This is a genomic window from Nocardioides sp. Z38_18 (assembly GCF_058215695.1).
On sequence record NZ_JBZAJE010000002.1, the window covers coordinates 111,137 to 133,114 of the forward strand.

At 71.7% G+C, this 21,978-nt stretch carries 24 protein-coding genes and 1 pseudogene; 12 read left to right on the plus strand and 13 right to left on the minus strand.

Annotated features, from left to right (window positions below):
* Positions 1-17 precede the first annotated feature (17 nt).
* The 3 genes from AC4BGC_RS11610 to AC4BGC_RS11620 are packed head-to-tail and all read right to left on the minus strand — an operon-like array spanning position 18 to position 2,652.
* Entirely contained in the window at positions 18-1,187 is a 1,170-nt protein-coding gene (locus AC4BGC_RS11610) for an acyl-CoA dehydrogenase family protein (RefSeq protein WP_490555876.1), read from the minus strand.
* Positions 1,188-1,196: 9 nt separating this feature from the next.
* Positions 1,197-1,592, minus strand: a complete 396-nt coding sequence (locus AC4BGC_RS11615; protein WP_490555877.1) for a GNAT family N-acetyltransferase — start codon at positions 1,590-1,592, stop codon at positions 1,197-1,199.
* A 1-nt stretch (position 1,593) separates the two neighbouring features.
* The gene (locus AC4BGC_RS11620) at positions 1,594-2,652 is read right to left on the minus strand and encodes an NAD-dependent epimerase/dehydratase family protein (protein ID WP_490555881.1); all 1,059 of its coding nucleotides are present in this window, start codon (positions 2,650-2,652) and stop codon (positions 1,594-1,596) included.
* A 102-nt stretch (positions 2,653-2,754) separates the two neighbouring features.
* Here AC4BGC_RS11620 and AC4BGC_RS11625 point away from each other — a divergent pair, with 102 nt between their 5' ends.
* Both AC4BGC_RS11625 and arfB read left to right on the plus strand, forming a co-directional pair.
* On the plus strand, positions 2,755-3,174 hold the full coding sequence (locus AC4BGC_RS11625) for a CoA-binding protein (RefSeq protein ID WP_490555883.1): 420 nt from the start codon (positions 2,755-2,757) through the stop codon (positions 3,172-3,174).
* A gap of 3 nt (positions 3,175-3,177) precedes the next feature.
* Complete coding sequence (gene arfB / locus AC4BGC_RS11630) at positions 3,178-3,636, plus strand: alternative ribosome rescue aminoacyl-tRNA hydrolase ArfB (RefSeq protein WP_490548309.1); 459 nt, start codon at positions 3,178-3,180, stop codon at positions 3,634-3,636.
* Positions 3,637-3,639: 3 nt separating this feature from the next.
* Here arfB and AC4BGC_RS11635 read toward each other — a convergent pair whose 3' ends face one another.
* Positions 3,640-4,062 (minus strand): VOC family protein, encoded by a 423-nt coding sequence (locus tag AC4BGC_RS11635; RefSeq protein WP_490555884.1) that lies wholly within the window; start codon positions 4,060-4,062, stop codon positions 3,640-3,642.
* An 87-nt stretch (positions 4,063-4,149) separates the two neighbouring features.
* Here AC4BGC_RS11635 and AC4BGC_RS11640 point away from each other — a divergent pair, with 87 nt between their 5' ends.
* A complete protein-coding gene (locus AC4BGC_RS11640) occupies positions 4,150-5,103 on the plus strand; it encodes a helix-turn-helix transcriptional regulator (RefSeq protein ID WP_490555885.1) in 954 nt (317 codons plus the stop codon).
* Between the two features lie 30 nt (positions 5,104-5,133).
* On the opposite strand, the gene purE is transcribed toward AC4BGC_RS11640, so the two are convergent.
* Both purE and AC4BGC_RS11650 read right to left on the minus strand, forming a co-directional pair.
* On the minus strand, positions 5,134-5,673 hold the full coding sequence (purE, locus tag AC4BGC_RS11645; protein WP_490555886.1) for a 5-(carboxyamino)imidazole ribonucleotide mutase: 540 nt from the start codon (positions 5,671-5,673) through the stop codon (positions 5,134-5,136).
* Positions 5,670-6,806 carry a 5-(carboxyamino)imidazole ribonucleotide synthase gene (locus AC4BGC_RS11650; RefSeq protein WP_490557177.1) on the minus strand — a complete coding sequence of 379 codons (1,137 nt, stop codon included), beginning with the start codon at positions 6,804-6,806 and terminating at the stop codon, positions 5,670-5,672. The genes purE and AC4BGC_RS11650 overlap by 4 nt, the downstream gene beginning before the upstream one ends.
* Positions 6,807-6,931: 125 nt before the next feature.
* On the opposite strand from AC4BGC_RS11650, the gene AC4BGC_RS11655 reads away from it, so the two are divergent.
* Positions 6,932-7,495: an NYN domain-containing protein gene (locus tag AC4BGC_RS11655; RefSeq protein ID WP_490548304.1), complete on the plus strand. Its 564-nt coding sequence runs from the start codon at positions 6,932-6,934 to the stop codon at positions 7,493-7,495.
* Positions 7,496-7,520: 25 nt separating this feature from the next.
* Here AC4BGC_RS11655 and AC4BGC_RS11660 read toward each other — a convergent pair whose 3' ends face one another.
* The 3 genes from AC4BGC_RS11660 to AC4BGC_RS11670 all read right to left on the minus strand — a co-directional run bounded on the left by AC4BGC_RS11660 (position 7,521) and on the right by AC4BGC_RS11670 (position 9,835).
* Positions 7,521-8,480: an adenylate/guanylate cyclase domain-containing protein gene (locus AC4BGC_RS11660; protein ID WP_490555887.1), complete on the minus strand. Its 960-nt coding sequence runs from the start codon at positions 8,478-8,480 to the stop codon at positions 7,521-7,523.
* Positions 8,467-8,979, minus strand: a complete 513-nt coding sequence (locus AC4BGC_RS11665) for a PH domain-containing protein (protein ID WP_490555888.1) — start codon at positions 8,977-8,979, stop codon at positions 8,467-8,469. The genes AC4BGC_RS11660 and AC4BGC_RS11665 overlap by 14 nt, the downstream gene beginning before the upstream one ends.
* Before the next feature lie 76 nt (positions 8,980-9,055).
* Positions 9,056-9,835, minus strand: coding sequence for a biotin--[acetyl-CoA-carboxylase] ligase (locus tag AC4BGC_RS11670; protein WP_490548301.1), 780 nt, complete (start codon positions 9,833-9,835; stop codon positions 9,056-9,058).
* 88 nt (positions 9,836-9,923) lie between these two features.
* Between AC4BGC_RS11670 and AC4BGC_RS11675 the strand changes: the two genes are divergently transcribed.
* Genes AC4BGC_RS11675 through AC4BGC_RS11695 form a run of 5 tightly spaced genes read left to right on the plus strand, consistent with a single transcriptional unit; the run spans position 9,924 to position 15,102 of the window.
* Positions 9,924-11,555: an acyl-CoA carboxylase subunit beta gene (locus tag AC4BGC_RS11675; RefSeq protein WP_490548300.1), complete on the plus strand. Its 1,632-nt coding sequence runs from the start codon at positions 9,924-9,926 to the stop codon at positions 11,553-11,555.
* Entirely contained in the window at positions 11,552-11,785 is a 234-nt protein-coding gene (locus tag AC4BGC_RS11680) for an acyl-CoA carboxylase subunit epsilon (RefSeq protein ID WP_490555889.1), read from the plus strand. Before AC4BGC_RS11675 ends, AC4BGC_RS11680 begins: the two co-directional genes overlap by 4 nt.
* 52 nt (positions 11,786-11,837) lie before the next feature.
* The gene (locus tag AC4BGC_RS11685; protein WP_490548298.1) at positions 11,838-13,280 is read left to right on the plus strand and encodes an MBOAT family O-acyltransferase; all 1,443 of its coding nucleotides are present in this window, start codon (positions 11,838-11,840) and stop codon (positions 13,278-13,280) included.
* 8 nt (positions 13,281-13,288) lie between these two features.
* Positions 13,289-14,491, plus strand: a complete 1,203-nt coding sequence (locus AC4BGC_RS11690) for an alginate O-acetyltransferase AlgX-related protein (RefSeq protein ID WP_490555891.1) — start codon at positions 13,289-13,291, stop codon at positions 14,489-14,491.
* 11 nt (positions 14,492-14,502) lie between these two features.
* Positions 14,503-15,102 carry a Maf family protein gene (locus tag AC4BGC_RS11695; RefSeq protein ID WP_490548296.1) on the plus strand — a complete coding sequence of 200 codons (600 nt, stop codon included), beginning with the start codon at positions 14,503-14,505 and terminating at the stop codon, positions 15,100-15,102.
* Positions 15,103-15,150: 48 nt separating this feature from the next.
* On the opposite strand, the pseudogene AC4BGC_RS11700 reads toward AC4BGC_RS11695, so the two are convergent.
* Positions 15,151-15,570, minus strand: a pseudogene (locus tag AC4BGC_RS11700) (GtrA family protein); the annotation flags it as partial.
* 37 nt (positions 15,571-15,607) lie between these two features.
* On the opposite strand from AC4BGC_RS11700, the gene rfbA reads away from it, so the two are divergent.
* Positions 15,608-16,477: a glucose-1-phosphate thymidylyltransferase RfbA gene (gene rfbA, locus AC4BGC_RS11705; RefSeq protein ID WP_490555892.1), complete on the plus strand. Its 870-nt coding sequence runs from the start codon at positions 15,608-15,610 to the stop codon at positions 16,475-16,477.
* Here the strand turns inward: rfbA and rfbD are convergent.
* Positions 16,448-17,308 carry a dTDP-4-dehydrorhamnose reductase gene (rfbD, locus tag AC4BGC_RS11710; protein ID WP_490555894.1) on the minus strand — a complete coding sequence of 287 codons (861 nt, stop codon included), beginning with the start codon at positions 17,306-17,308 and terminating at the stop codon, positions 16,448-16,450. The genes rfbA and rfbD overlap by 30 nt on opposite strands.
* A 36-nt stretch (positions 17,309-17,344) precedes the next feature.
* Between rfbD and AC4BGC_RS11715 the strand changes: the two genes are divergently transcribed.
* Entirely contained in the window at positions 17,345-17,983 is a 639-nt protein-coding gene (locus tag AC4BGC_RS11715) for a dTDP-4-dehydrorhamnose 3,5-epimerase family protein (RefSeq protein ID WP_490557178.1), read from the plus strand.
* Positions 17,984-17,986: 3 nt separating this feature from the next.
* On the plus strand, positions 17,987-18,841 hold the full coding sequence (locus AC4BGC_RS11720; protein WP_490548293.1) for a glycosyltransferase family 2 protein: 855 nt from the start codon (positions 17,987-17,989) through the stop codon (positions 18,839-18,841).
* On the opposite strand, the gene AC4BGC_RS11725 is transcribed toward AC4BGC_RS11720, so the two are convergent.
* Together AC4BGC_RS11725 and AC4BGC_RS11730 are read right to left on the minus strand one after the other, a co-directional pair.
* Positions 18,831-21,059: a hypothetical protein gene (locus AC4BGC_RS11725; protein ID WP_490555895.1), complete on the minus strand. Its 2,229-nt coding sequence runs from the start codon at positions 21,057-21,059 to the stop codon at positions 18,831-18,833. The two genes, AC4BGC_RS11720 and AC4BGC_RS11725, sit on opposite strands and share 11 nt — an antisense overlap.
* The gene (locus AC4BGC_RS11730; protein WP_490555896.1) at positions 21,056-21,970 is read right to left on the minus strand and encodes an NAD-dependent epimerase/dehydratase family protein; all 915 of its coding nucleotides are present in this window, start codon (positions 21,968-21,970) and stop codon (positions 21,056-21,058) included. Before AC4BGC_RS11730 ends, AC4BGC_RS11725 begins: the two co-directional genes overlap by 4 nt.
* Positions 21,971-21,978: the final 8 nt, after the last annotated feature.

A 21,978-nucleotide genomic window follows, 5' to 3' on the forward strand; every position in this document is an offset into this window, starting at 1 on the left:
CCCCGCACGGCCCCGTGTCAGAGCTCGGACTGAATCCCGGCCAGCAGCTGCCGTGCCATCACGATCCGCTGCACCTGGTTGGTGCCCTCGTAGATCTGGGTGATCTTGGCGTCGCGCATCATCCGCTCCACCGGGTAGTCGCGGGTGTAGCCGTAGCCGCCGAGCACCTGGACCGCGTTGGTGGTGACCTCCATCGCCACGTCGGAGGCGAAGCACTTGGCTGCCGCACCGAAGAAGGTCAGGTCCTTGTCGCCACGCTCGGAGCGACCGGCGGCGGCGTAGGTGATCTGCCGCGCGGCCTCCACCTTCATCCCCATGTCGGCGAGCATGAACTGCAGGCCCTGGAACTCCGCGATCGCCTTGCCGAACTGCTGGCGCTCCTTGGCGTACTCCAGCGCGTAGTCGAGCGCGCCCTGGGCCACGCCGACCGCCTGGGCGGCGATGGTGACGCGGGTGTGGTCGAGGGTCTTCATCGCGGTCGAGAAGCCGGTGCCCTCGGCCCCGATCATCCGGTCGGCCGGGATCCGCACGTTGTCGAGGTAGACCTCGCGGGTGGGCGAGCCCTTGATGCCGAGCTTGTTCTCCTTGGCGCCGAAGGAGACGCCCTCGTCGGACTTCTCCACCACGAACGCCGAGATCCCCTTGGAGCGCGCCTCGGGGTCGGTCACGGCCATCACGGTGTAGTACTCCGACTCGCCCGCGTTCGTGATCCAGCGCTTCACACCGTTGAGCACCCAGTGGTCGCCGTCGCGGACCGCGCGGCACTTCATGCCGATCGCGTCCGAGCCGGCGTCGGGCTCGGAGAGGCAGTAGGAGAACCCGCCCTCGCCGGCGGCCAGCTTGCCGAGGTACTTCGCCTTCAGCTCCTCCGAGCCGGAGATCTGCACCGGCAGCGAGCCCAGCTTGTTCACGGCCGGGATCAGCGAGGAGCTCACGCAGACCCGGGCGACCTCCTCGATCACGAGCACGGTGGCGAGCGCGTCGGCGCCGGCGCCGCCGTACTCCTCGGGGACGTGGGGTGCGTGGAAGTCCGCGGCCAGCAGCGCCTTCGCCGCCTCCTCGGGGTAGCGCGCGTCCTCGTCGACCTCGGCGGCGAACGGGGCGATCTTCGCCTCGGCGACGGCACGGACGGCCTCACGGATCGCCTGGTGCTCCTCGGACAACGCGAACAGGGGGAAGTCAGTCATGCCCTGATCCTACTGAGCGAGATCCGGCGCCTTCGACGGGCCGATCCCGGGCTCTCCGGCCTCCGCCTCGGTGTGCACGTCGCGCACCCCCAGCCGGGCGGCGTCCTCGACCCGGCGGGCGACCAGGCCGGCGTGGATCCCCCGACCCTGCCACCGCGGGAGCGTCGCTGAGCCGGTCAGGTACGCCGAGCCGCCCTCCACCAGCAAGGAGGCCACCGCGACGATGTCCCACCCGTCGAAGACGGCGTACGTCGTGCGCCCGGGCGCGGCCATCATCTCGCGGCACCACCGCTCCAGGTCCGCGTCCAGGGGCAGGTCGAGGCTCTCGGCCAGCACGCGCGCGACGTAGCGGTGCAGGTCCGGGCCGATCTGCTCGATCGGCAGGGGGCCGGAGTCCGATGCCACGTCAGGTGGCGGTGCGCCCGGTGGCCGTCACGATCCCCGCCTCCCGGGCGCCCCGGACCGTCGCCTGCAGCGTCGCCATCGTGTCGTGCTCGGGCCGCCAACCGAGCACCTCGCGTGCCCGGCTGGTGTCCATCACGACCGGGACCCTGGCTGCCTGGATCCACTCGACCTGGGACGGCATCGCCGGAAGCCGCCCGACCAGCTCGGCAGTCACGTCGACGGCCACTGCGGGGACCGGGATGCTGTGCCAGCCCAGCTCACGGGCCAGGTCGCGCATCGTGAACTCACCCTCGGCGGCGAGGTTGTAGTAGCCGGGCTCGCCCGCGCCCTCGACCGCGCGCACCAGTGCGTCCGCCACGTCGTCGGCGTGCACCAGCTGCATCGGGGTGCCGGGATCGAGGATGACCGGACCGGGCTGGGGCACCCGGTCGAGGAGGCTGCGGATGACCGCCGGCACCAGCGAAGGTGTGCCGAGGTAGGGGATGTTGCTCACCAGGGCGGGCGAGTCGGGACCGCCCACGACGCAGGGGCGGAACACGTAGGCCTCGACGTCGCTCCCCGCCAGCGAGTCCGCGAGCGTGGCCTCCAGCTCCGCCTTCTGCGCCGAGTAGTAGAACTCCTCGGTCCCTGCTGGCCCGACGTCCTCGTGGAGCGGCTGGGGGTTCGAGGCGTGGAAGCCGTACGCCGCCACCGAGGAGGTGTAGACGAGACGCTTCGCGCCCGCCGCCACGGTGGCCTCGAACACGTTGCGCGAGCCGGTCAGGTTCACCGCACGGCTCTCCTCGGGGGACCCGAAGATCAGGAACGCCAGGTGCACGACGACGTCGGCCCCCTCGACCAGCCGGTCGATCGCCTCCCTGTCGAGCACGTCGCCCTGGACGTAGACGGTCTTGGACAGCCCCTTGGCCTGCGGGTCGAACGGCCGCCGCGCCATTCCCCGGACCTCGGCGACCCGGTCGCAGCGCTCCAGTGCCCCCAGGAACGCGAGCCCGATCTCCCCGGTCGGGCCCGTGACCGCCACGGTCAGGCCTGCGGGCTGCATCGTTCCGGTCTCGCTCATGGTGCTCCTCGGCTCGTCACTGCGCTCGAACCTAGACGACGAGCCCCTCTCGTCGCAGCCCACGGGGGACCCCTGTGGGCACGGCCGGGTTAGCGTTGCCGCATGGCGAAGTGGCAGGACGACGAAGCGGTCCGGTTCATGCTCGACGAGTGCACCACCTGGGCGGTGGTGGGCCTGTCCGGTGACCCCAGCCGGACGGCGTACAGCATCGCCGCGCTGCTCCAGCAGCGCGGCAAGAAGATCGTCCCGATCCATCCCGACGCCCCCACGGTGCTGGGCGAGCAGGGCTACGCCTCGCTGGCCGAGGTGCCGTTCGGGATCGACGTGGTCGACGTCTTCCGACGCTCGGAGGCGGCCGGGCAGTTCGCGGACGAGGCGGTCGCCGTCGGCGCCAAGGCCGTCTGGTTCCAGCTCGGCGTCATCGACGAGGCGGCCTTCGACCGGACGCACGCGGCCGGCGTGCCGATGGTGATGGACACCTGCCCTGCCATCGAGTGGCGCAAGCGCCCGGCCGGCGGCTGAACCGTGCCGAGGTCGAGCCACGACCCGGAGCCGGGTCAGGACCTCGTCCTGCGCCCCGGGCCGGGACTGCCCCAGGGGCTGGTCGTCCCCGCGGGCGAGATCGTGGAGCAATTCTCCCGCTCCTCGGGCCCGGGCGGCCAGTCGGTGAACACCACGGACAGCCGGGTCGAGGTCGTCTTCGACGTGTCCGCGTCCTCGGTGCTCACCGACGCGATGCGCGAACGGGCGCTGCGCGCCCTCGGCTCCGGGCGGATCGTGGTCACCGCCTCGGAGCACCGCTCCCAGCACCGCAACCGCGTCGCCGCCCGCCAGCGCCTCGCGGACCGGCTGCGCACGGCGCTGGCCCCACCCGCACTCCCCCGGGTCCCGACCAAGCCGACCAGGGGCTCCCAGCGGCGCCGGATCGAGGGCAAGAAGCGCCGCTCCCAGGTCAAGGCGATGCGCGGCCGCGTGCGCGACTGAGCCTCAGCGACCCCCCGCCAGGATCTCCAGGTAGTGCGGGTTGGTCATCACCCCGAGCAGGTTGCCGAAGGGGTCGACCACCGAGGCGGTGACGAACCCCTCGCCGGCGCCCTGCGCCGTGATCGGCTGGTACTCCTTCGCGCCCATGGCCAGCAGGCGGTCGAAGGTGCCCTGGAGGTCGTCGACGTGCCAGTGCATCAGCGCGCCTCCCGGCTCGGTCGCCGAGGACGGCGGCCGGTAGCGGCTGTCGATGATGCCCAGCTCGGCCTGGTAGTCGCCGATGCGGAACTCGGCGTACGCCGTGCGCCCGTCGGGTCCCGGCACGCGGTAGTAGGCGTCCTGGCCCAGCAGGTCGGCGTACCACTCAACGGCCGCCGGCACGTCCTCGGCCCAGATGTTCAGCGTTGCGAATCCTCGAAGGCTCATCGGCCTTTCCTTTCCTCGGTGTCGGTGATTCCACGCTAGATCGACTTGCGGAACCTACGGTTCCTCAATGGCTGTCAGACTGGGCCGATGCTGGACACCTCGGTTCGACTGCTGCGGCTGCTCTCGCTGCTCCAGGCACGCCGCGAGTGGTCGGGGTCCGCTCTCGCCGAACGGCTCGAGGTCACCACCCGCACGGTGCGCAACGACATCGAGCGGCTCCGGATCCTCGGCTACCAGGTGCACTCCAGCACCGGGATCACCGGCGGCTACCGGCTGGGCGCCGGCTCGGTGCTGCCCCCTCTCCTGCTCGACGACGACGAGGCGGTCGCGGTGGCGCTCGGGCTGCGTGCCGCCGCCTCCGGGTCCGTGACCGGGATCGAGGAGACGTCGTTGCGGGCGATGACCAAGCTCGAGCAGACGCTGCCCTCGCGGCTGCGGCACCGGGTGGACGCGCTCCGGTTGGCCACCGTCTCCGCCGCGAGCCGCGGACCGACGGTGGCCGCGGAGACCCTGACGACCGTGGCGGCCGCCTGCCGGGACCACGAGCGGCTGCGCTTCGACTACCTCGGACACGAGGGCGAGCCGAGCCGGCGCGACGTCGAGCCGCACCGCCTCGTCTACACCGGGCGCCGCTGGTACCTCGTGGCGTGGGACCGCGATCGGGAGGACTGGCGCACCTTCCGCGCCGACCGCGTGCAGCCGCACCTGCCCACGGGCCCGCGCTTCGCGCCCCGCGAACCGCCCGAGGACGTCGTGCGCCACGTGGTCCGCGGCACCAGCTCCACCGGCTGGCCCCACCCCGCGCGCGTCCGGCTGCACGTCTCCGCCGCCGGCATCGGCGACCGGATCCCGCCCGCAGCCGGCCTAGTGACCCCCGAGGGCCCGGACCGGTGCGTGCTGGAGACCGGCAGCGGGTCCCTGGGCGACCTCGTCGGCTTCCTCACCAGCCTCGAGGTGGGCTTCGAGGTGCTCGACCCGCCCGAGCTGCGGGAGCTGTTCGCCGAGCTGGCCGAGCGCTACCGCGTCGCCGCCGGCGGCTGATCCCGCCGCAGCACGGCTGTCAGCGGGCGCTCAGAAGCCGGTACGGCGTGGCTTGCCCGCGGCCTCGCGGACGGTCCGGCCCTTGGCGTGAGCGGCGTCGCGCAGCTCGGCCTGGAAGTCGACCATCCGCTGCCGCAGGGCCGGGTCGCCCGCTCCCAGGATGCGTATGGCGAGCAGGCCCGCGTTGCGCGCGTTGCCCACCGCCACCGTCGCGACCGGGACCCCGGCCGGCATCTGCACGATCGAGAGCAGGGAGTCCATCCCGTCGAAGTACTTCAGCGGCACCGGCACGCCGATCACCGGCAGCGGGGTGACCGCGGCGAGCATCCCGGGAAGGTGGGCCGCTCCCCCGGCCCCAGCGATGATCACCTGGACGCCTCGACCGGCGGCCTCGCGGCCGTAGGCGAGCATCTCGTCGGGCATCCGGTGCGCCGAGACGACGTCGGCCTCGAAGGCGATGCCGAACTCCTCGCACGCCTCGGCGGCGGCCTTCATCACCGGCCAGTCCGAGTCGGAGCCCATCACGATGCCGACGCGGGCGGGGCCCTCGGGTGCTGCCGTGCCGCTCATTCGCTCTCCTCGCCGAGGTCTCCTGCAAACCATGCTGCCGCATGCCGCGCACGTTCGAGGCAGTCCTCGAGATCGTCGCCGTAGGCATTGACGTGTCCCACCTTGCGTCCCGGCCGCAGCTCCTTGCCGTAGAGGTGCACCCGCAGCCGCGGGTCGCGGGCCATCGCGTGCGGGTAGCCGTCGTAGAGGTGCCCGGTCTGGCGGTCGCCGCCCAGGATGTTGACCATCACCGTCCACGGCGCCCGTGCGTCCGGGGCGCCGAGCGGGAGGTCGAGCACCGCGCGCAGGTGGTTCTCGAACTGGCTGGTGACCGCGCCGTCCTGGGTCCAGTGGCCGGTGTTGTGCGGCCGCATCGCGAGCTCGTTGACCAGCACCTTGCCGTCGTTGGTCTCGAACAGCTCGACCGCCAGCACGCCGGTGACGCCGAGCTCGCCGGCGACCCGCATCGCGATCTGCTGTGCCTGCACGGCCAGCTCGGGGTCGAGATCGGGGGCCGGGGAGATCACCTCGTGGCAGATCCCGTCGCGCTGGGTGGAGGCGACCACCGGCCAGGCGGCGACCTGGCCCGAGGGCGAGCGCGCCACCAGCGCGGAGAGCTCGCGCCGGAAGTCGACACGCTCCTCGGCGAGGACGGCCGTGCCCGACTCGAAGGCGGCCGCGCAGTCCTCGGGGCCCTCGACGAACCAGACTCCCTTGCCGTCGTACCCGCCGCGCGTGGTCTTCAGGACGCAGGGCCACCCGCCCACCGACTCGGCGAAGGCCACGACGTCGTCGACGTCGGCGACCAGCGCGTTGCGCGGGCACGGGATGCCGAGCTCGGCCAGGCGGGCCCGCATCACGCCCTTGTCCTGCGCGTGCACCAGCGCCTCGGGGCCCGGACGCACCGCCAGGTCGGCCTCGAGCGCGTGCAGGTGGTCGGTGGGGACGTGCTCGTGGTCGAACGTGACGACCGCACAGCCGCGGGTGACCTCGCGCAGCGTCTCCAGGTCGGTGTAGTCGCCGACGAGCTGGTCGGGGATCACCTGCGCGGCGCTCACGCCGGGCGCCTCGGCCAGCAGGCGCAGCGGGATCCCGAGCGCGGCGGCGGGCTCGGCCATCATCCTGGCCAGCTGGCCGCCGCCGATCACGGCCACGGTGGGGGCCCGGCCCGGTGTCTGGCCCGGTGTCCGGCCTGCTGTCTGGCCCGATGTCGCCGCAGAAGTCACGCGCTGACCCTATCCACCGACCGCCGACGGCCGGACTCCCCTAGGGTCGTGCCATGCCACTGGACTCCCAGCGCACCAGCTACGTCCTCGTCGACGGCGAGAACATCGACGCCACGCTCGGCGCCTCGATCTTCGGTCGCCGCCCGAACCCCACCGAACGGCCCCGCTGGGAGCGGCTGCTCACCTTCGCGGAGGCCACCTGGCGCCAGCCGGCCAAGGGGCTGTTCTTCCTGGCGGTCAAGGACGAGCTGCCGATGAGCTTCATCCAGGCGCTGACCAGCATCGGCTACCGGCCGATCCCGCTGTCCGGGGCCCAGAACGAGAAGGTCGTCGACCTCGCGATCCAGCGCACGCTCGAGGAGCTTGCGCGCCGGGACGCCGACGTGATGCTGGTCAGCAACGACGGCGACTTCCTGCCCCAGATGGAACGCCTGCTCGACGGCCGCAGGGCCGGGCTGATGGCGTTCCGCGAGTTCAAGAACAGCGGGTTCACCTCGCTGATCGAGCGCGGCCTGGAGTTCTTCGACCTCGAGTACGACGTGCTCGCGTTCAACGAGCGGCTGCCGCGGCTGCGGGTCATCCCGATCGAGGAGTTCGACCCCGCCGACTTCCTGTGACCGGTGGCCGATCCCGCACGCGGGGTCAGCGGCTGGTGCGGCGTACGGCGACGGGCTCGAGGTCGCCGAACCCGCGCACCGGCCGGGCGGGCAGCACGCGCGTCTCGTAGCTGTCGCGGTCCAGCGCCGCGGCGGTGTGCTTGTCGGTGATCACCCGGTTGCGCCGCGCGACGGCGACCAGGCGTGCCGCCAGGTTCACCGCGGGGCCGTAGACGTCGCCCATCCGCAGCACCACGGACCCGGTGACCAGGCCGACGCGGACGTCGGGCAGCCGGGTGTCGCCGCCGATGACCTGGACGATGTCCCAGGCGATCTCCACCGCCGCTGCCGGGCTCGGCGCCAAGAAGAGCACGGAGTCGCCCAGGGTCTTCACCACTCGTCCGCGGTGCAGCGAGACCACGTCGTGGCTGCGCCCCTCGAACACCTCGACCAGGTCGCCGATCTCGTGCTCCGCGAGCTGGTTGGTCAGCGCGCTGAAGCTGACCAGGTCGGCGAACCCCACGGTGGCCTCGGCGACCTGCTCGTCGGCCGCGCTCTGGAGGCTGTCGACCCGGGTGACCGCGGCGAGCAGGTGCCGGCGCCAGACGTAGACCAGCAGCGCCTCGAAGTCGGGACCGATCGCCTTGACCAGGTCCAGTGCCTGGTCCCGTTGGGCCGCGGCGGTCGCGGACTTGTCGAGGACGGCGGACAGGGTGGCCACCTCCCACTCGGAGAGGCGGTCCATCGTCTGGCCGACCGCGCGGGTCATCCGCACGATCGTGTCGAAGTCGAGGCCGCCCTTCTCCACGATGGACGCGACCCGGACCAGCGCCTCCTGGTCGGCGCGGTTGAACGCGGGGGCGTCGCCGGCCTCTGGGAAGCCGAGCGCCCGCCACAGCCGCTGCGCGTGCTGGACCGTGAGGCCGGTCGGCTCGGTCACCTGCTCACCGGTCAGGTTGGGGGCCGAACCGATGATCGCGCGCTCGAGGTCCTCAGGATCCGTCATGGGTCCCGGAGGCGCTGGTGCGGTGGTAGAGCTCTTCGCTCACGGTCAGCTGGGCCTGCTCGACCCGGGGGATGTCGCGCAGCTCCACCCGGCCGAGCTCGCTGGCGTCGGAGACCACCAGGGTCCCGCATCCGAACATCCGGTCGATCAGGCTCTTCTCGTAGGAGACGTCGCTGATCCGGTTCAGCGGGATGTCGTGCCCGCGCCGGGTGAGCACCCCGGTCCGGGTGATCAGTCGCCGCGTGGTGAAGGTGTAGGTGGTCAACAGCCACTGCAGGAACGGCGCCACGCTGAACCAGACGATCAGCACCGCCGCGATCCCCCAGACCACCCAGCGCCACACGTCGGCGTTCGCGCCGTTCGGCAGGCTGGAGAGGTATCCCGCGAGACCGGCCACGACCAGTAGCGCCACCACAGGCAGCAGCAACGCCTTGACGTGCGTGCGGGTGCTCAGGATGACGTGCTCACCGTCGTTGAGCAGCTTGCGCGAGATGGCCACAGCGCGATCATGCCACGGTGCGGCTGCCGGGAAGTCGTGTCGCGAAAACCCGGCGGGGCCCGCGGCGGCGCCTCGGCTACTGCCTGCGGACGTGTACGACGTCCCCGGCGCCGAGGTGCTCCTCACCCTCCTCGGTGCGTACGACGAGCCGCCCGTCGGCGTCCACGTCCACGGCCGTCCCGAGCACCACGCCGCCGGGCACCTCGACCCGCACCTGCTGGCCGGGGGTCGCGCACAGCTGGAGGTAGACCTCGCGCAGGTCGTCACCGGCACGCCACCGGTCGTACCAGGTGCCCAGCTCCTCGAGCAGCGCGGTGAGCAGCGCGCTGCGGTCGACGGCACCGCCGGTGACGATCGCCAGCGAGGTGGCCTCGGGGACGGGGAGCTCGTCACCGGACTGCGCACAGTTGAGGCCGATCCCCACGACCGCGGCGGCACCACCGGGCCGCTCGACGCGCTCGAGCAGGATCCCGCCCAGCTTCTGCCCCCCGGCCAGCACGTCGTTGGGCCACTTCAGGTCGACGTTGGTCCCGGTGACCCGGCGTACCGCCCCGGCGGCGGCGATCCCCGTCAGCAGCGGGAGCCAGGGCCAGCGCTCGGCCGGGACCCCCTCGGGCACCAGCAGCATCGAGACCGTCAGCGACGCGCGGGCCGGGGTCTCCCAGGTCCGGCCCAGCCGACCGCGCCCGGCGGTCTGGTGCTCCGCGACCAGGACCAGCCCCTCCTGCTCGCCGCCGCGGAAGCGCTCGGCGACGTCTGCGTTGGTGGAGGTCGTCTCCTCGACCACCTCCACGCGCCAGCGTTCACCGGCCGTTGCCGGGCCAATCGGTGGGCGGCTGTCCTGCTGCTCGGTCATGGCCACTAGATTGACGCAGGAATCAACGGGTGGCTACACCGCCACGGACACCGGCCCGTCTCCACGGGGCCAGGAGGAGTCGACAGTCGTGAGCGCACAACCAGGTGCTGGCACCGAGGTCCCCGAGGACATCGACATCCACACCACCGAGGGCAAGCTGGCCGATCTCGACCGCCGGATCGACGAGGCGGTCCACGCCGGGTCGGCCAAGGCAGTGGAGAAGCAGCACGCCAAGGGGAAGTGGACTGCTCGCGAGCGGATCGAGCACCTCTTCGACGACGGCTCCTTCGTGGAGCTCGACGAGCTGGCCCGGCACCGGTCGGTGGCCTTCGGCCTGGAGAAGAACCGCCCCTACGGCGACGGCGTGATCACCGGCTACGGGACCATCGACGGCCGCCAGGTCTGCGTGTTCTCCCAGGACTTCACCGTCTTCGGCGGCTCGCTCGGCGAGGTCTACGGCGAGAAGATCTGCAAGGTGATGGACCTGGCGATCAAGACCGGCTGCCCGATCATCGGGATCAACGAGGGCGCCGGCGCCCGCATCCAGGAGGGCGTCGTCTCCCTCGGTCTCTACGGCGAGATCTTCCGGCGCAACGTGCACGCCTCGGGCGTGATCCCGCAGATCAGCCTGATCATGGGCTCCTGCGCCGGCGGGCACGTCTACTCCCCCGCGGTCACCGACTTCACGATCATGGTCGACGGCACCTCCAACATGTTCATCACCGGGCCCGACGTGATCAAGACCGTCACCGGCGAGGACGTCACGATGGAGGAGCTCGGCGGGGCCCGGACGCACAACACCAAGTCCGGCAACGCGCACTACATGGGCAGCGACGAGGAGGACGCCCTGGAGTACACCAAGGCGCTGCTCTCCTTCCTGCCCCAGAACAACCAGGACGACCCGCCGTCGTACGCGGAGTACCAGCTCGGCGGCGGCACGCTCGAGATCACCGACGAGGACCGTGCGCTGGACACGGTGATCCCGGACTCCCCGAACCAGCCCTACGACATGAAGTCGGTCATCGAGTCGGTGCTCGACGACGGCGAGTTCCTCGAGGTGATGGAGCTCTTCGCGCCCAACATGGTGATCGGCTACGGCCGGGTCGAGGGCAAGTCGGTCGGTGTCGTGGCCAACCAGCCGATGCAGTTCGCCGGCACCCTGGACATCGACGCCTCCGAGAAGGCCGCGCGCTTCGTGCGCACCTGCGACGCCTTCAACATCCCCGTGCTCACCTTCGTCGACGTCCCGGGCTTCCTGCCGGGCACCGACCAGGAGTGGAACGGCATCATCCGCCGCGGCGCGAAGCTGATCTACGCCTACGCCGAGGCCACCGTCCCGCTGGTCACGATCATCACCCGCAAGGCCTACGGCGGGGCGTACGACGTGATGGGCTCCAAGCACCTCGGAGCCGACATGAACCTCGCCTGGCCGACGGCCCAGATCGCGGTGATGGGCGCCCAGGGGGCCGCGAACATCCTGCACCGCAAGGAGCTCGCCAAGGTCGCCGACGACGGCGGCGACGTCGAGGCCCGCCGGGCCGAGCTCGTCGCGGACTACGAGGACCGGCTCGCCAACCCCTACGTCGCGGCCGAGCGCGGCTACGTCGACGCGGTGATCACCCCCCACGAGACCCGGGTGGAGATCGTCCGCGCGCTGCGCCTGCTCGCCTCCAAGCGGGAGACGCTGCCGCCCAAGAAGCACGGGAACATCCCGCTGTGAGCGACGAGGAGGGCGCCGAGGCCCCCGAGCCGCAGGCGCCGCTGCTGCGGGTCGTCAAGGGCGACCCCACTGCCGAGGAGCTGGCCGCCCTGGTCACCGTCGTCTCGGCGATGGCCGGAGCAGCCGAGGGTGAGGCCGGGGAGACCCGGTCGTCGTGGAGCAGCCACCACCGCAAGCTTCGGGCGCCCCATGCCCACGGACCTGACGTGTGGCGGCAGCACGCGCGCTGAGCCCTAGGGTTCACCCGCGTCCGCGTCCGCGACCGTCCAGGAGCCCACCGACTTGTCCTTCGCCAGCTCGCTCTTCCTCTGGTACTTCCTGCCCGCGATCCTGATCGTCCGGTGGGTGCTGCCGCACCACTTCCGCAACGCCGTGCTCGCGGTGTTCTCCATCGCCTTCTACGCCGTGGGCGGCAAGCAGTTCGTCCTGCTGCTCCTGGCGCTGATGGCGCTGAACTACCTCGCGGGCCTGGCGGTGGGCGCGGCCAGGAGCCGCGGGACCCGGCCCACGCCGCGGACGATCATGGTCCTCACGGTGGTGGCCGACCTCTCCGTGCTGGCCGTGTGGAAGTACCTCGGCTTCGCCTCCCAGGTCGCGCACACGATCGCGGAGAACCTCGGCCTCGGAGAGGTCAGCGTGATCCACCTGGCGCTGCCGATCGGGATCAGCTTCTTCACCTTCCACCACCTCTCCTACGTCGTCGACGTCTACCGCGGCACCCGGCCGCCGATGCGCAACCCGCTGACGTTCGCCACCTACATCGCGATGTTCCCGCAGCTCGTCGCCGGGCCGATCGTCCGCTACCACGAGATCGACGAGCAGTTGCGCAATCAGCGCAGCGACAAGCTCCAGGACTTCATCGACGGCTTCCCGCGGTTCGCTTGGGGGCTGACGAAGAAGGTGGTCATCGCCGACTCCCTGGCGCCCCTGGCCGACGTCGCCTTCGCCAGCGAGGACCCCTCCTTCACCACCGCCTGGATCGGCGCCCTGGCCTACGCCGGGCAGATCTACTTCGACTTCTCCGGGTACTCCGACATGGCGATCGGCCTGGGCCTGATGTTCGGCCTCCGGCTCCCGGAGAACTTCCGCCGGCCCTACTCCGCCGTCTCGATCACCGACTTCTGGCGGCGCTGGCACATGTCGCTGTCGCGCTGGTTCCGCGACTACCTGTACATCTCCCTGGGCGGCAACCGCCACGGCACCGCCAAGACCTACCGCAACCTGGTGATCGTCTTCTTCGCCACCGGGTTGTGGCACGGCGCGGCGTGGACGTTCATCCTGTGGGGGATCTACCACGGCGCGCTGCTGATCATCGAGCGCGCGACCGGGCTGGCACGCCTCGAGGGCTACGTCGTCGTACGCCGCCTGGTGACCTTCGTGCTGGTCGTCTTCGGGTGGGTGCTGTTCCGGGCCTCCGACCTGAACAACGCCGGGGTGATGATGCGCGCGATGCTCGTGCCCGACCGGCTGCGCGAGCCTTTCCTGGGCGCCTCCCCCGACCTCGTCCTGCTGCTCGACTTCCGGACCGTGGCGCTGCTGGCCCTGCTCCTGGCGATCGTGGCCCTTCCGGGGTCGCTGGTCGTGGGTCGCGTCATCGACGGCCTCGACGAGACCCCGCCCCGTCGACAGCTCGGTGCCCGGCTCGTCGCCCTGGCGGTCTCGCCGTACACCGCGCTCGCCGTGGTGGCCGGGTCCTTCAGCCCCTTCCTGTACTTCCAGTTCTGATGAGGACCATGGACAAGCCCTACCGCCTGCTCGCGCTGCTCGTCGCGGCGAGCTTCGTCTTCGGCCCGGCCGTGCTGTACGCCGCCGGCCAGCGACCCGTCGCGTTCGAGAACCGCCCGCTCGCCCCGGCCCCGGACCCGGCCGAGGGCTGGGACCTCCTCGACGCCGTGCCCGTGTGGGCGGCCGACCACCTGCCCGGGCGCCAGCAGGCCGTCCGGCTCAGCTCGTGGATCGACTACTTCGCGCTCGACTCGCTCCCCCGCACCGCCGCCACGATGGGGCGCACCGAGACGAAGCCCGACGGCGAGGTCGTCACTCGCTCACCCGAGGTCGTCCGCGGCAAGCAGGGCTACCTGTTCTACGGCCCTGAGTTCGACAGCGCCTGCGAGGCGGGCCCGGGCTTCGCCCGCGGGCTGCGCAACCTCGCCAGGCTCGCCGAGGTGATCGAACGGTCCGGGCGGTCGGTGGTGTTCGCGGTCGCACCCAACAAGTCCTCGGTGCAGCAGGACGCCCTGCCCGACGCCCTGCCCCACGGGGAGTGCGCGCGCCGCGGGATGGCTGGCCAGGCTGCCGCCCTCGACGCGATCGACCACCCCCGTTCGGTGCCGCTGCACCAGCGACTCGTCGCGAGGAGCGAGCGGGGCGAGCAGCTGTACTGGAAGACCGACACGCACTGGGGCAACCGCGGCAGCGCCGTCTTCACCGACCTGCTCCGCCGCAAGCTCACCGGCTCCGAGACCCCGCTCGCGCTGACCCCCACCCCTCAGGAGCGCCGCGGCGACCTGACCGTGCTCGCGGGGCTGTTCTTCCGCGAGCAGGCGCCGGGGGTGGTCGTCGACGGCACGTCGGTCACCGCCAAGCCGGGTAGTGCTCGCTACCGGCCCCAGAAGGACACCTACGGCCTGAACACCTGGCGCACCCGACCCGCCGCCGGGCTGGTCCCCGGTCGCACCCTGCTGGCGGGCGACTCCTTCGCCTACTACGGTCTGCCCACCCTGCAGCACGCGTTCGCCGAGGGCAGCTTCCTGTGGGCCGAGGCGAACCCGCGCGACACCCTGATCCGGGAGATCCTCAAGGCCGACACCGTGGTGCTCGAGATCGTGCAGCGCTCCGTCCACCGGACCACCCACCCGCTGGTGGACCCCCGGTTCCGCCGCGACCTCGAGGCCAGGCTGCAGAGCGAGTCCCGGCCTGTCGGGGCCGGCGACTAGGCTGCCCGATCGTGGCCACCCCTCCGCGTCTCGTACTCGCCTCCGCCTCCCCCGCGAGGCTCAAGACGCTGCGCAATGCCGGCCTCTCCCCCGAGGTGGTGGTCAGCGGCGTCGACGAGTCCCAGCTCGAGCACACCGAGCCGGCCGACTACACGCTGAAGCTGGCGCAGCTCAAGGCTGTCGCCGTGGCGGCCGGGCAGAAGCGGGCCATCGTGATCGGCTGCGACTCGGTCCTCGCCCTCGACGGCGAGATCCTCGGCAAGCCGGCCAGTGAGGCCGAGGCGATCGCCCGCTGGAAGAAGATGCGCGGCCGGGCCGGCGTGCTGCACACCGGTCACTGCGTGATCGACACCCACCGCGAGGTCTGGCTGGCCCGCTCCGCGGCCACCCAGGTGCGGTTCGCGCAGGTCTCCGACGAGGAGATCGAGGCCTACGTCGCCACCGGCGAGCCCTCAGCCGTGGCGGGCGCCTTCACACTCGACGGTCTCGGCGGAGCCTTCGTCTCGGGCGTGACCGGGGACCCCCACAATGTCGTGGGCATCAGCCTTCCCCTGCTGCGGCTGATGCTCGACGAGCTCGGGTTCGTGTGGACGGAGTTCTGGAACCGCTGACCCCGGCCCGGCGCCGAGCGCGATCGGGTTCCGCTTGAAGACGAAGCGGCGGAACGCCCAGAAGCGGAACGCCATCCCGAGGGCGGCCCCGACGACGTTGGCCGAGACGTTGTCGGCGAGCGCCGACTGCCAGTCCAGGACGTTGCGCGTGATCCACAGGCAGGCCATCGGGATGACGAACGAGGCCAGGTTCACCACGGCGTACTTCAGGGCACCACCGCCCACGCCCGAAGGCCGGCGGTTCTTGAACGCGTAGCGACGGCTCCCGTAGAAGCTCAGCCCCATCCCGACGCAGTTGGCGATGAACCAGGACGTCACCGGCCACCCGTTGAGCGGCCCGGGGTTGAAGGCCATCGGCACGCCGTGGACCAGGACGTTGAACAGCACCACCGCGACCACCGTGGCCCCGAGGTTCACCACCGAGAACTTGGCCGCCTCGCCTCCGATCCGGCCGAGTCTCAGTCCCATGGGTGCAGGCTACGCAACGAGTTGACAAGATGAACGCATGCGCGGCCTGATCCTCGCCGGTGGAACCGGCTCCCGACTCCATCCACTGACCCTGGGCATCAGCAAGCAGCTGGTCCCGGTCTACGACAAACCGATGATCTACTACCCGCTGAGCACGCTGATGCTCGCCGGGATCCGCGACATCCTGATCATCACCACCCCCCACGAGGCGGAGGGTTTCCAGCGGCTCCTCGGCGACGGCAGCGCCTACGGCATCTCGCTGACCTACGCCCAGCAGCCCTCCCCCGACGGGTTGGCCCAGGCGTTCACCATCGGCGCGGACTTCATCGGCGACGACTCCAGTGCCCTGATCCTCGGCGACAACCTGTTCTACGGCCCCGGCTTCGGGCGCAAGCTGAGCCGCTTCGAGACCCGCGAGGGCGCCACCGTCTTCGCCTACTACGTCTCCGAGCCCAGCGCGTACGGCGTCGTGGAGTTCGACTCCGACGGCAAGGCGATCTCGCTCCAGGAGAAGCCGCAGCGGCCCCGGAGCAACTTCGCCGTCCCCGGTCTGTACTTCTACGACAACGAGGTGATCGAGATCGCCCGCGGCCTGAAGCCCTCGGACCGCGGCGAGTACGAGATCACCGACGTCAACCGGCACTACCTCGACCGCGGCCTGCTCTCCGTGGAGGTGCTCGAGCGCGGCACCGCCTGGCTGGACACCGGCACCTTCGACTCGCTCAACGACGCCAACAACTTCATCCGCACCATCGAGCACCGGCAGGGCCTCAAGATCGGCGCTCCCGAGGAGGTCGCGTGGCGCCAGGGCTGGCTCACCGACGACGAGCTGCGCGAGCGCGCCGAGCCGCTGCTGAAGTCGGGCTACGGGACCTACCTACTGCAGATGATCGACCAGGACTTCTGAGGACGCCGCCTCCCAGCGCTCCTGCCAGTCCCCGATCGGCGCGATGCCGTGCTCGTGGAACCGGCGGTGTCCCAGCACGGAGTACGCCGGGCGCGGCGCCGGCCTGGTGAACGTCGCCGAGTCGGTGGGGCTGACCACGTCCGGCGACTGACCGGCCGCCTCGACGACGCACCGGGCGAACTCGAACCAGGAGGCCGTCCCTCCCGAGGTGGCGTGCCAGGTGCCGGAGGGGGCATCCGCCTCGACGAGGCGGATCATCAGGTCGGCGACGTCACGGGTCCAGGTGGGCTGGCCGACCTGGTCCTCGACCACGCTCACCGCTCCGCGCTCCGCCGCGACCCGGGCGATCGTTCGTGGGAAGCAGCCGCCGTGTGCGCCGTACAGCCAGGCGGTGCGCAGGACGAGGTGGTCCTCGGGCGCCTCGGCCCGCACGGCCCACTCACCGGCCGCCTTGGTGCGCCCGTAGGCCGACCGCGGAGCGAGCGCCGCCTCCTCGTCGTACGGGGTGGTGGAGTCACCGGCGAAGACGTAGTCGGTGCTGACCTGGACCATCCGGGCGCCGTTGGCCCGGGCCGCCCGCGCCAGCAGGCCCGCCGCGACCGCGTTGACCTCGAAGGCCTCGGCCTCCTGGGTCTCGGCGTCGTCGACCGCCGTCCAGGCAGCACAGTTGGCGACCACGTCGTGCCCCGCCACCGCGGCACCGACCGCACCGGCGTCGAGCAAATCGAGGTCACCCCTGCCCAGGGCAGTGAAGTCGATGCCACGGGCACCGAGCTCCCTGCAGAGGTCCGTGCCCAGCATTCCGCGCGCTCCTGCTACCAGCCATGTCACGCACTGAGGGTAGCGACCCGTTAATCTTCGGCGGTGATGGTTCGCCCGCTCTCCGTGTCCGGTGCCTTCGAGCTCACCCCTGTCCAGCACAGGGACGACCGGGGGGTGTTCCTGGAGTGGTTCCGTGAGGACGACTTCGTGGAGGCCACCGGCCACCCCTTCCGCCTCGCCCAGGCGAACTGCTCGGTCTCGGCCGCCGGCACCCTGCGCGGGATCCACTTCGCGCAGCTACCGCCCAGCCAGGCCAAGTTCGTCACCTGCGTCCAGGGCGCTGCCTTCGACGTGGTGGTCGACCTGCGCGTGGGGTCGGCGACCTTCGGCCAGTGGGACGCGGTCCTGATCGACGACGTGGACCGCCGGGCGGTCTACCTGCCCGAGGGGCTCGGCCACGCGTTCCTCGCGCTGGAGGACCACACGGTCGTGAACTACCTGTGCTCGGCTCCCTACGCGCCCGGCCGCGAGCACGGCATCCACCCGCTCGACCCGGAGATCGGCATCGAGTGGCCGACCACCGCCCGCGACGGCAGCCCCCTGCCCACGCTGCTCTCCCCCAAGGACGAGGCGGCCCCGACGCTGGCCGAGGTCCGCGACCAGGGCCTGCTCGCCACCTGGGACGAGGCGCAGGCCTTCACCGCCTCCCTGGCCGGCAGCACCGCACCGCGAACCGAGAGCTGAGCAATGGCTGCGCCGGTCCGCGTCTCGGTGGTGATCCCCACCTACCAGAACGCGCAGTACGTCCGGGCGACCCTCGAGTCCGTGCTCGCCCAGACCTACGACGACTTCGAGGTGGTCGTGGCCGACCACAGCTCCACCGACGGCACCTGGGAGATCCTCCAGGAGTTCGCCGCCGACCCCCGACTGCGCCTGCTGGTGACGCCGACCGGCGGCGGAGCCGAGCGGAACTGGAACAGGGTCACCTCCGAGGCCCGCGGTGAGCTGGTCAAGCTCGTCTGCGGCGACGACCTGCTGCACCCCGAGGCACTGGCCCGCCAGGTCGCCACCTTCGACGAGCACGGCGAGGGCGTGGCGATGGTCGTATCGGCGCGCGACATCGTCGACGCCTCGGGCAGCCCGGTGGTGCGCGAGCACGGCCTGGCGGGTCTCTCCGGGCGGGTCAGCGGCCGCGAGGCGGTACGCCGCTCGGTGCTGCGCGGGGCCAACATCTTCGGCGAGCCGTGCTGCACCATGATCCGGCGGCAGGCGCTCGAGGCCGCGGGCGGATGGCACGGCGACCCCGGCTTCATGATCGACCAGGCGACCTACTGCCGGGTGCTGCTCGACGGCGACCTCGCCACCGCTCCCGGGGCACTGGCGTCGTTCCGGATCAGCGCGACGCAGTGGAGCGTCTCCCTGGCCCGTGAGCAGGCCCGCTCCGCCGCCGAGATGCACCGGCAGCTCGCCGAGCTCGCCCCCGGGCTGCTGAGCCGGCGCGACGTACGCCTCGGCAACGCGCGCGCCACCCTGCGGGCCTTCCAGCGACGGCTGGTCTACCTCTACCTCGGCCGCCGGATGCACGCGCCGGCTACCTCTTAGGACGCCGCCTCGACCGCAACCGGGCGAGCCGCGGCCCGGCGGCCGCAGCCACGGACCACAGCAGTCCCAGGCCCAGGGCCAGCGTGAGCGTGGTGACCTCGATCCCCCAGCCGGGTGGGGACCAGCTCAGCTCGATCTCCTTGCCACTGGCGCTCTCGGGCACGTCGAGGGTGACCAGGTAGGAGTCCACGGGGTCCTTGGACAGCGAGGCCCCGTCGACGGAGTAGCCCGGCCAGTCCAGCCGGCTGAGCACGACCTGGCCGCCGCCCTGCGGCACGGAGCCCACGCGGAGCCGCACCGACCGGGTCTCCACCGAGGTCTCACGGACCTCCAGCCCCGGCGAGGTCCACACCACGCCGCCCGCGGGCGGCAGCACCTCGTCACGCACCCAGGTAACCGCCCAGCGGCTCTCCCCGCCCACCGACCAGCCCTTCGGCGGATCGAGCAGCCGTTCGCGCGGCCAGTTCTTCTTCACGAGGTGCAGGCTGCTGACCGAGAGGAGGTCGACGCGCTTGAGGCCCGTGACCGGCTCCTTGGAGAACAGCCGCCCGAGCGCCTCCGGGCACGTCCCACCGTGGTAGATGAAGCAGTAGCGGCGGTTGTACTCGGTGTACCCGATGGTGGTGTAGACGCTCTGCACCGGCTTGTCGGTGAGGAACCACGAGGACCCGACGAGCTGGTCGCGGGTGGCGCGCGGCCGCTCCAGGACCAGCTGCTCCGGGTCGCCGATCAGCATCGTGTCCCCCCGGGCGTCGGAGGCGACCTGCCGGTAGTCGGCGGGGTCCGCGGACATGTGCCGGTCCGCAGAGGACGGTGACGGGTAGTAGGCGTGCTGGACCACGACCGTGACCAGGCAGAACGCGGCTCCCACACCGGCGGCCAGCGGCCCGAAGCCACGGCGTTCGACCACTCGCCACATCAGTGCCAGCCCGGCGAGGACGATGAGCACCGAGACTGCGGTCATCGCCTTCTCGGTCCAGAACCTCGACACCACGAGGAAGCCCGCGGCCAGGACCCAGGCCGCGCTCATCACGAGGGCGGAGCGCCGCGGCCGGCGGTCGAGCGCCCGGGAGAGCAGCACCACCGTGACCAGCACGGCCACCAGCACGACCTCGGGCATCACCCTCAGTGGCCACCGGATCGGACCCATCTGGTTGGGCCCGATCGTCCAGGCCACGAACACCACGAGCAGCAGGTAGGCGCCGAGCATCGGCCGGAACAGCTCGCGCACCCGCTCGCGGTCGAGCCAGCACAGCATCGGCAGGAACCAGGCCACGAAGTGCACGGGCGCGAAGGCCGCGGTCGGTGACATCACGGTGGGCAGCATCGAGGCCAGCAGGCCCGGGACGTCGCCCTGCAGCCGGCCGTCGCTGAGCACCTCCCAGGTCCCGCGCGTGGTCACGCTCGCGGTGAGCAGGCCCGGCAGGTAGACCGTCACGGCCACGAGGCCGCTGAGCGCCCCGGCCACCAGGGTCCGGAGGAACGCGGCTCGCTGCCGGGCCACGGCCGCGTCCAGCAGGCACGCCAGGATGACCACGATCAGGTAGAGCGTCCCGTAGACGTAGCCCACGGAGACGATCAGGAACCCGAACAGCAGTGCCGGCGCGGGGCTGGCCGACCGGTCGGAGAGGCGCCTGAACGACCACCAGGCCCAGGGCAGCAGGGCCCAGACCATCTGGCCGGTCACCCACGAGGGCGACTCGAGGTACTGGGTGGCACCTCCGATGGTCACCGCCACCCCGCCGAGGTACGCCGCGGGCTTCGAGGCGCCGTAGGAGCGCGCCAGGACGTAGAGGCCCAGGGCCCCGCCCACGAGCAGTCCGGCCTTGAGCACGGTCACGAACACGACCAGGTTCGGCACGACCGTCGTGACCAGCGCGAACAGGATGGTCAGCGGGCTGAACAGTCCCCACTGCCCCTCGGCGACGAAGTTCCCCGCCCGCCAGGTCCCGAGGTCCAGCAGCGGCCAGGTGCCCTCGCGCAGCTGGGTGCCGAGGTAGTACCACTGCCCCACCGCACCTGCCTGGGTGTCGCCGGAGAAGTAGTAGCGCTGGTGGAAGAGCAGCGGCACCGCCGCGAGCACCAGGACCGTGAGCACCAGGGCGCCCGGCCACGCCAGGGCCCCCGCGAGCCTGGCCCGCGTGCGCTCGCGGGGCCGGGCAACGTCCGGGTCATCCCCCTCGACCGCGGTCCCTTGGTCGGTCACCGACTGGGTCATCTGCTTCCTTCGGGGTGGGAGCCGGCCAGCACCTGGGAGCGGACCGAGGCCAGCGTCGCCGAGATGCCCGCGGGCAGGGTCGTGCGCACGAACGCGGCCGTGTGCGGCCAGGCGACCGAGCGCAGGCGCAGGTCGTGCACCTGGAACCGTGCGTTGGGCGAGGTGCCCAGGACGACCGGCGGGCGCTTGCGGGTGACGTGGCGCAGGTCGCCGAGCACGGCGGCGATCGTGGTCGACCGCTCACTGGCCAGGACCTTCAGCGCCCGCGCGCCGCGGCTCGTCACCGCCTCCAGGCCGGAGACGGCCATCGCGGCCGCGTCGTCCACGTAGAGGTAGTCGCGCATGGTGTCGGTCGAGACGTAGACGCTCAGCGGCTGGCGGGTCAGCTGGGCCCGGCACAGCTGGGAGATCAGCCCCTGCGGCTTGGTGATGTCCTGGCCCGGGCCGTAGAGGTTGGAGAGCCTGCCCACCAGCAGGGCCGCGCCGGAGCGTACGGCGAACGCGGTCGCGATCTCCTCCGTCTCGAGCTTGGCGTTCCCGTAGGGCGACAGCGGGACGGGAGCGGTGTGCTCGGTGAACGGGGCACCGGCCGACCCGGCGTACACCCCGCCTGCGGAGGACGCCAGGAAGAGACCGCACGACCCGCTGCTGGCGTCCGGCTGCCACTGGCCGAGGAACTCCTCGAGCACCCTGACCTCGGCCGCGAGCTCCTCCGCGGTGCTGCCCACCACCCCGGCTCCGGCGCACCAGTAGAGCTCCCACCGCTCGGCAGGCAAGGCGGTGGCGGCCTCCAGCAGCGCCGCCACTGAACCACCGTGGTCCCCCCACGGGACCACGGTGGTGCGCACCTCCCGCCCCAGCGTCCGGAGACGGCGGCACACGCCGCTGCCGAGGAGCCCGCGGGCGCCCACGACCAGAG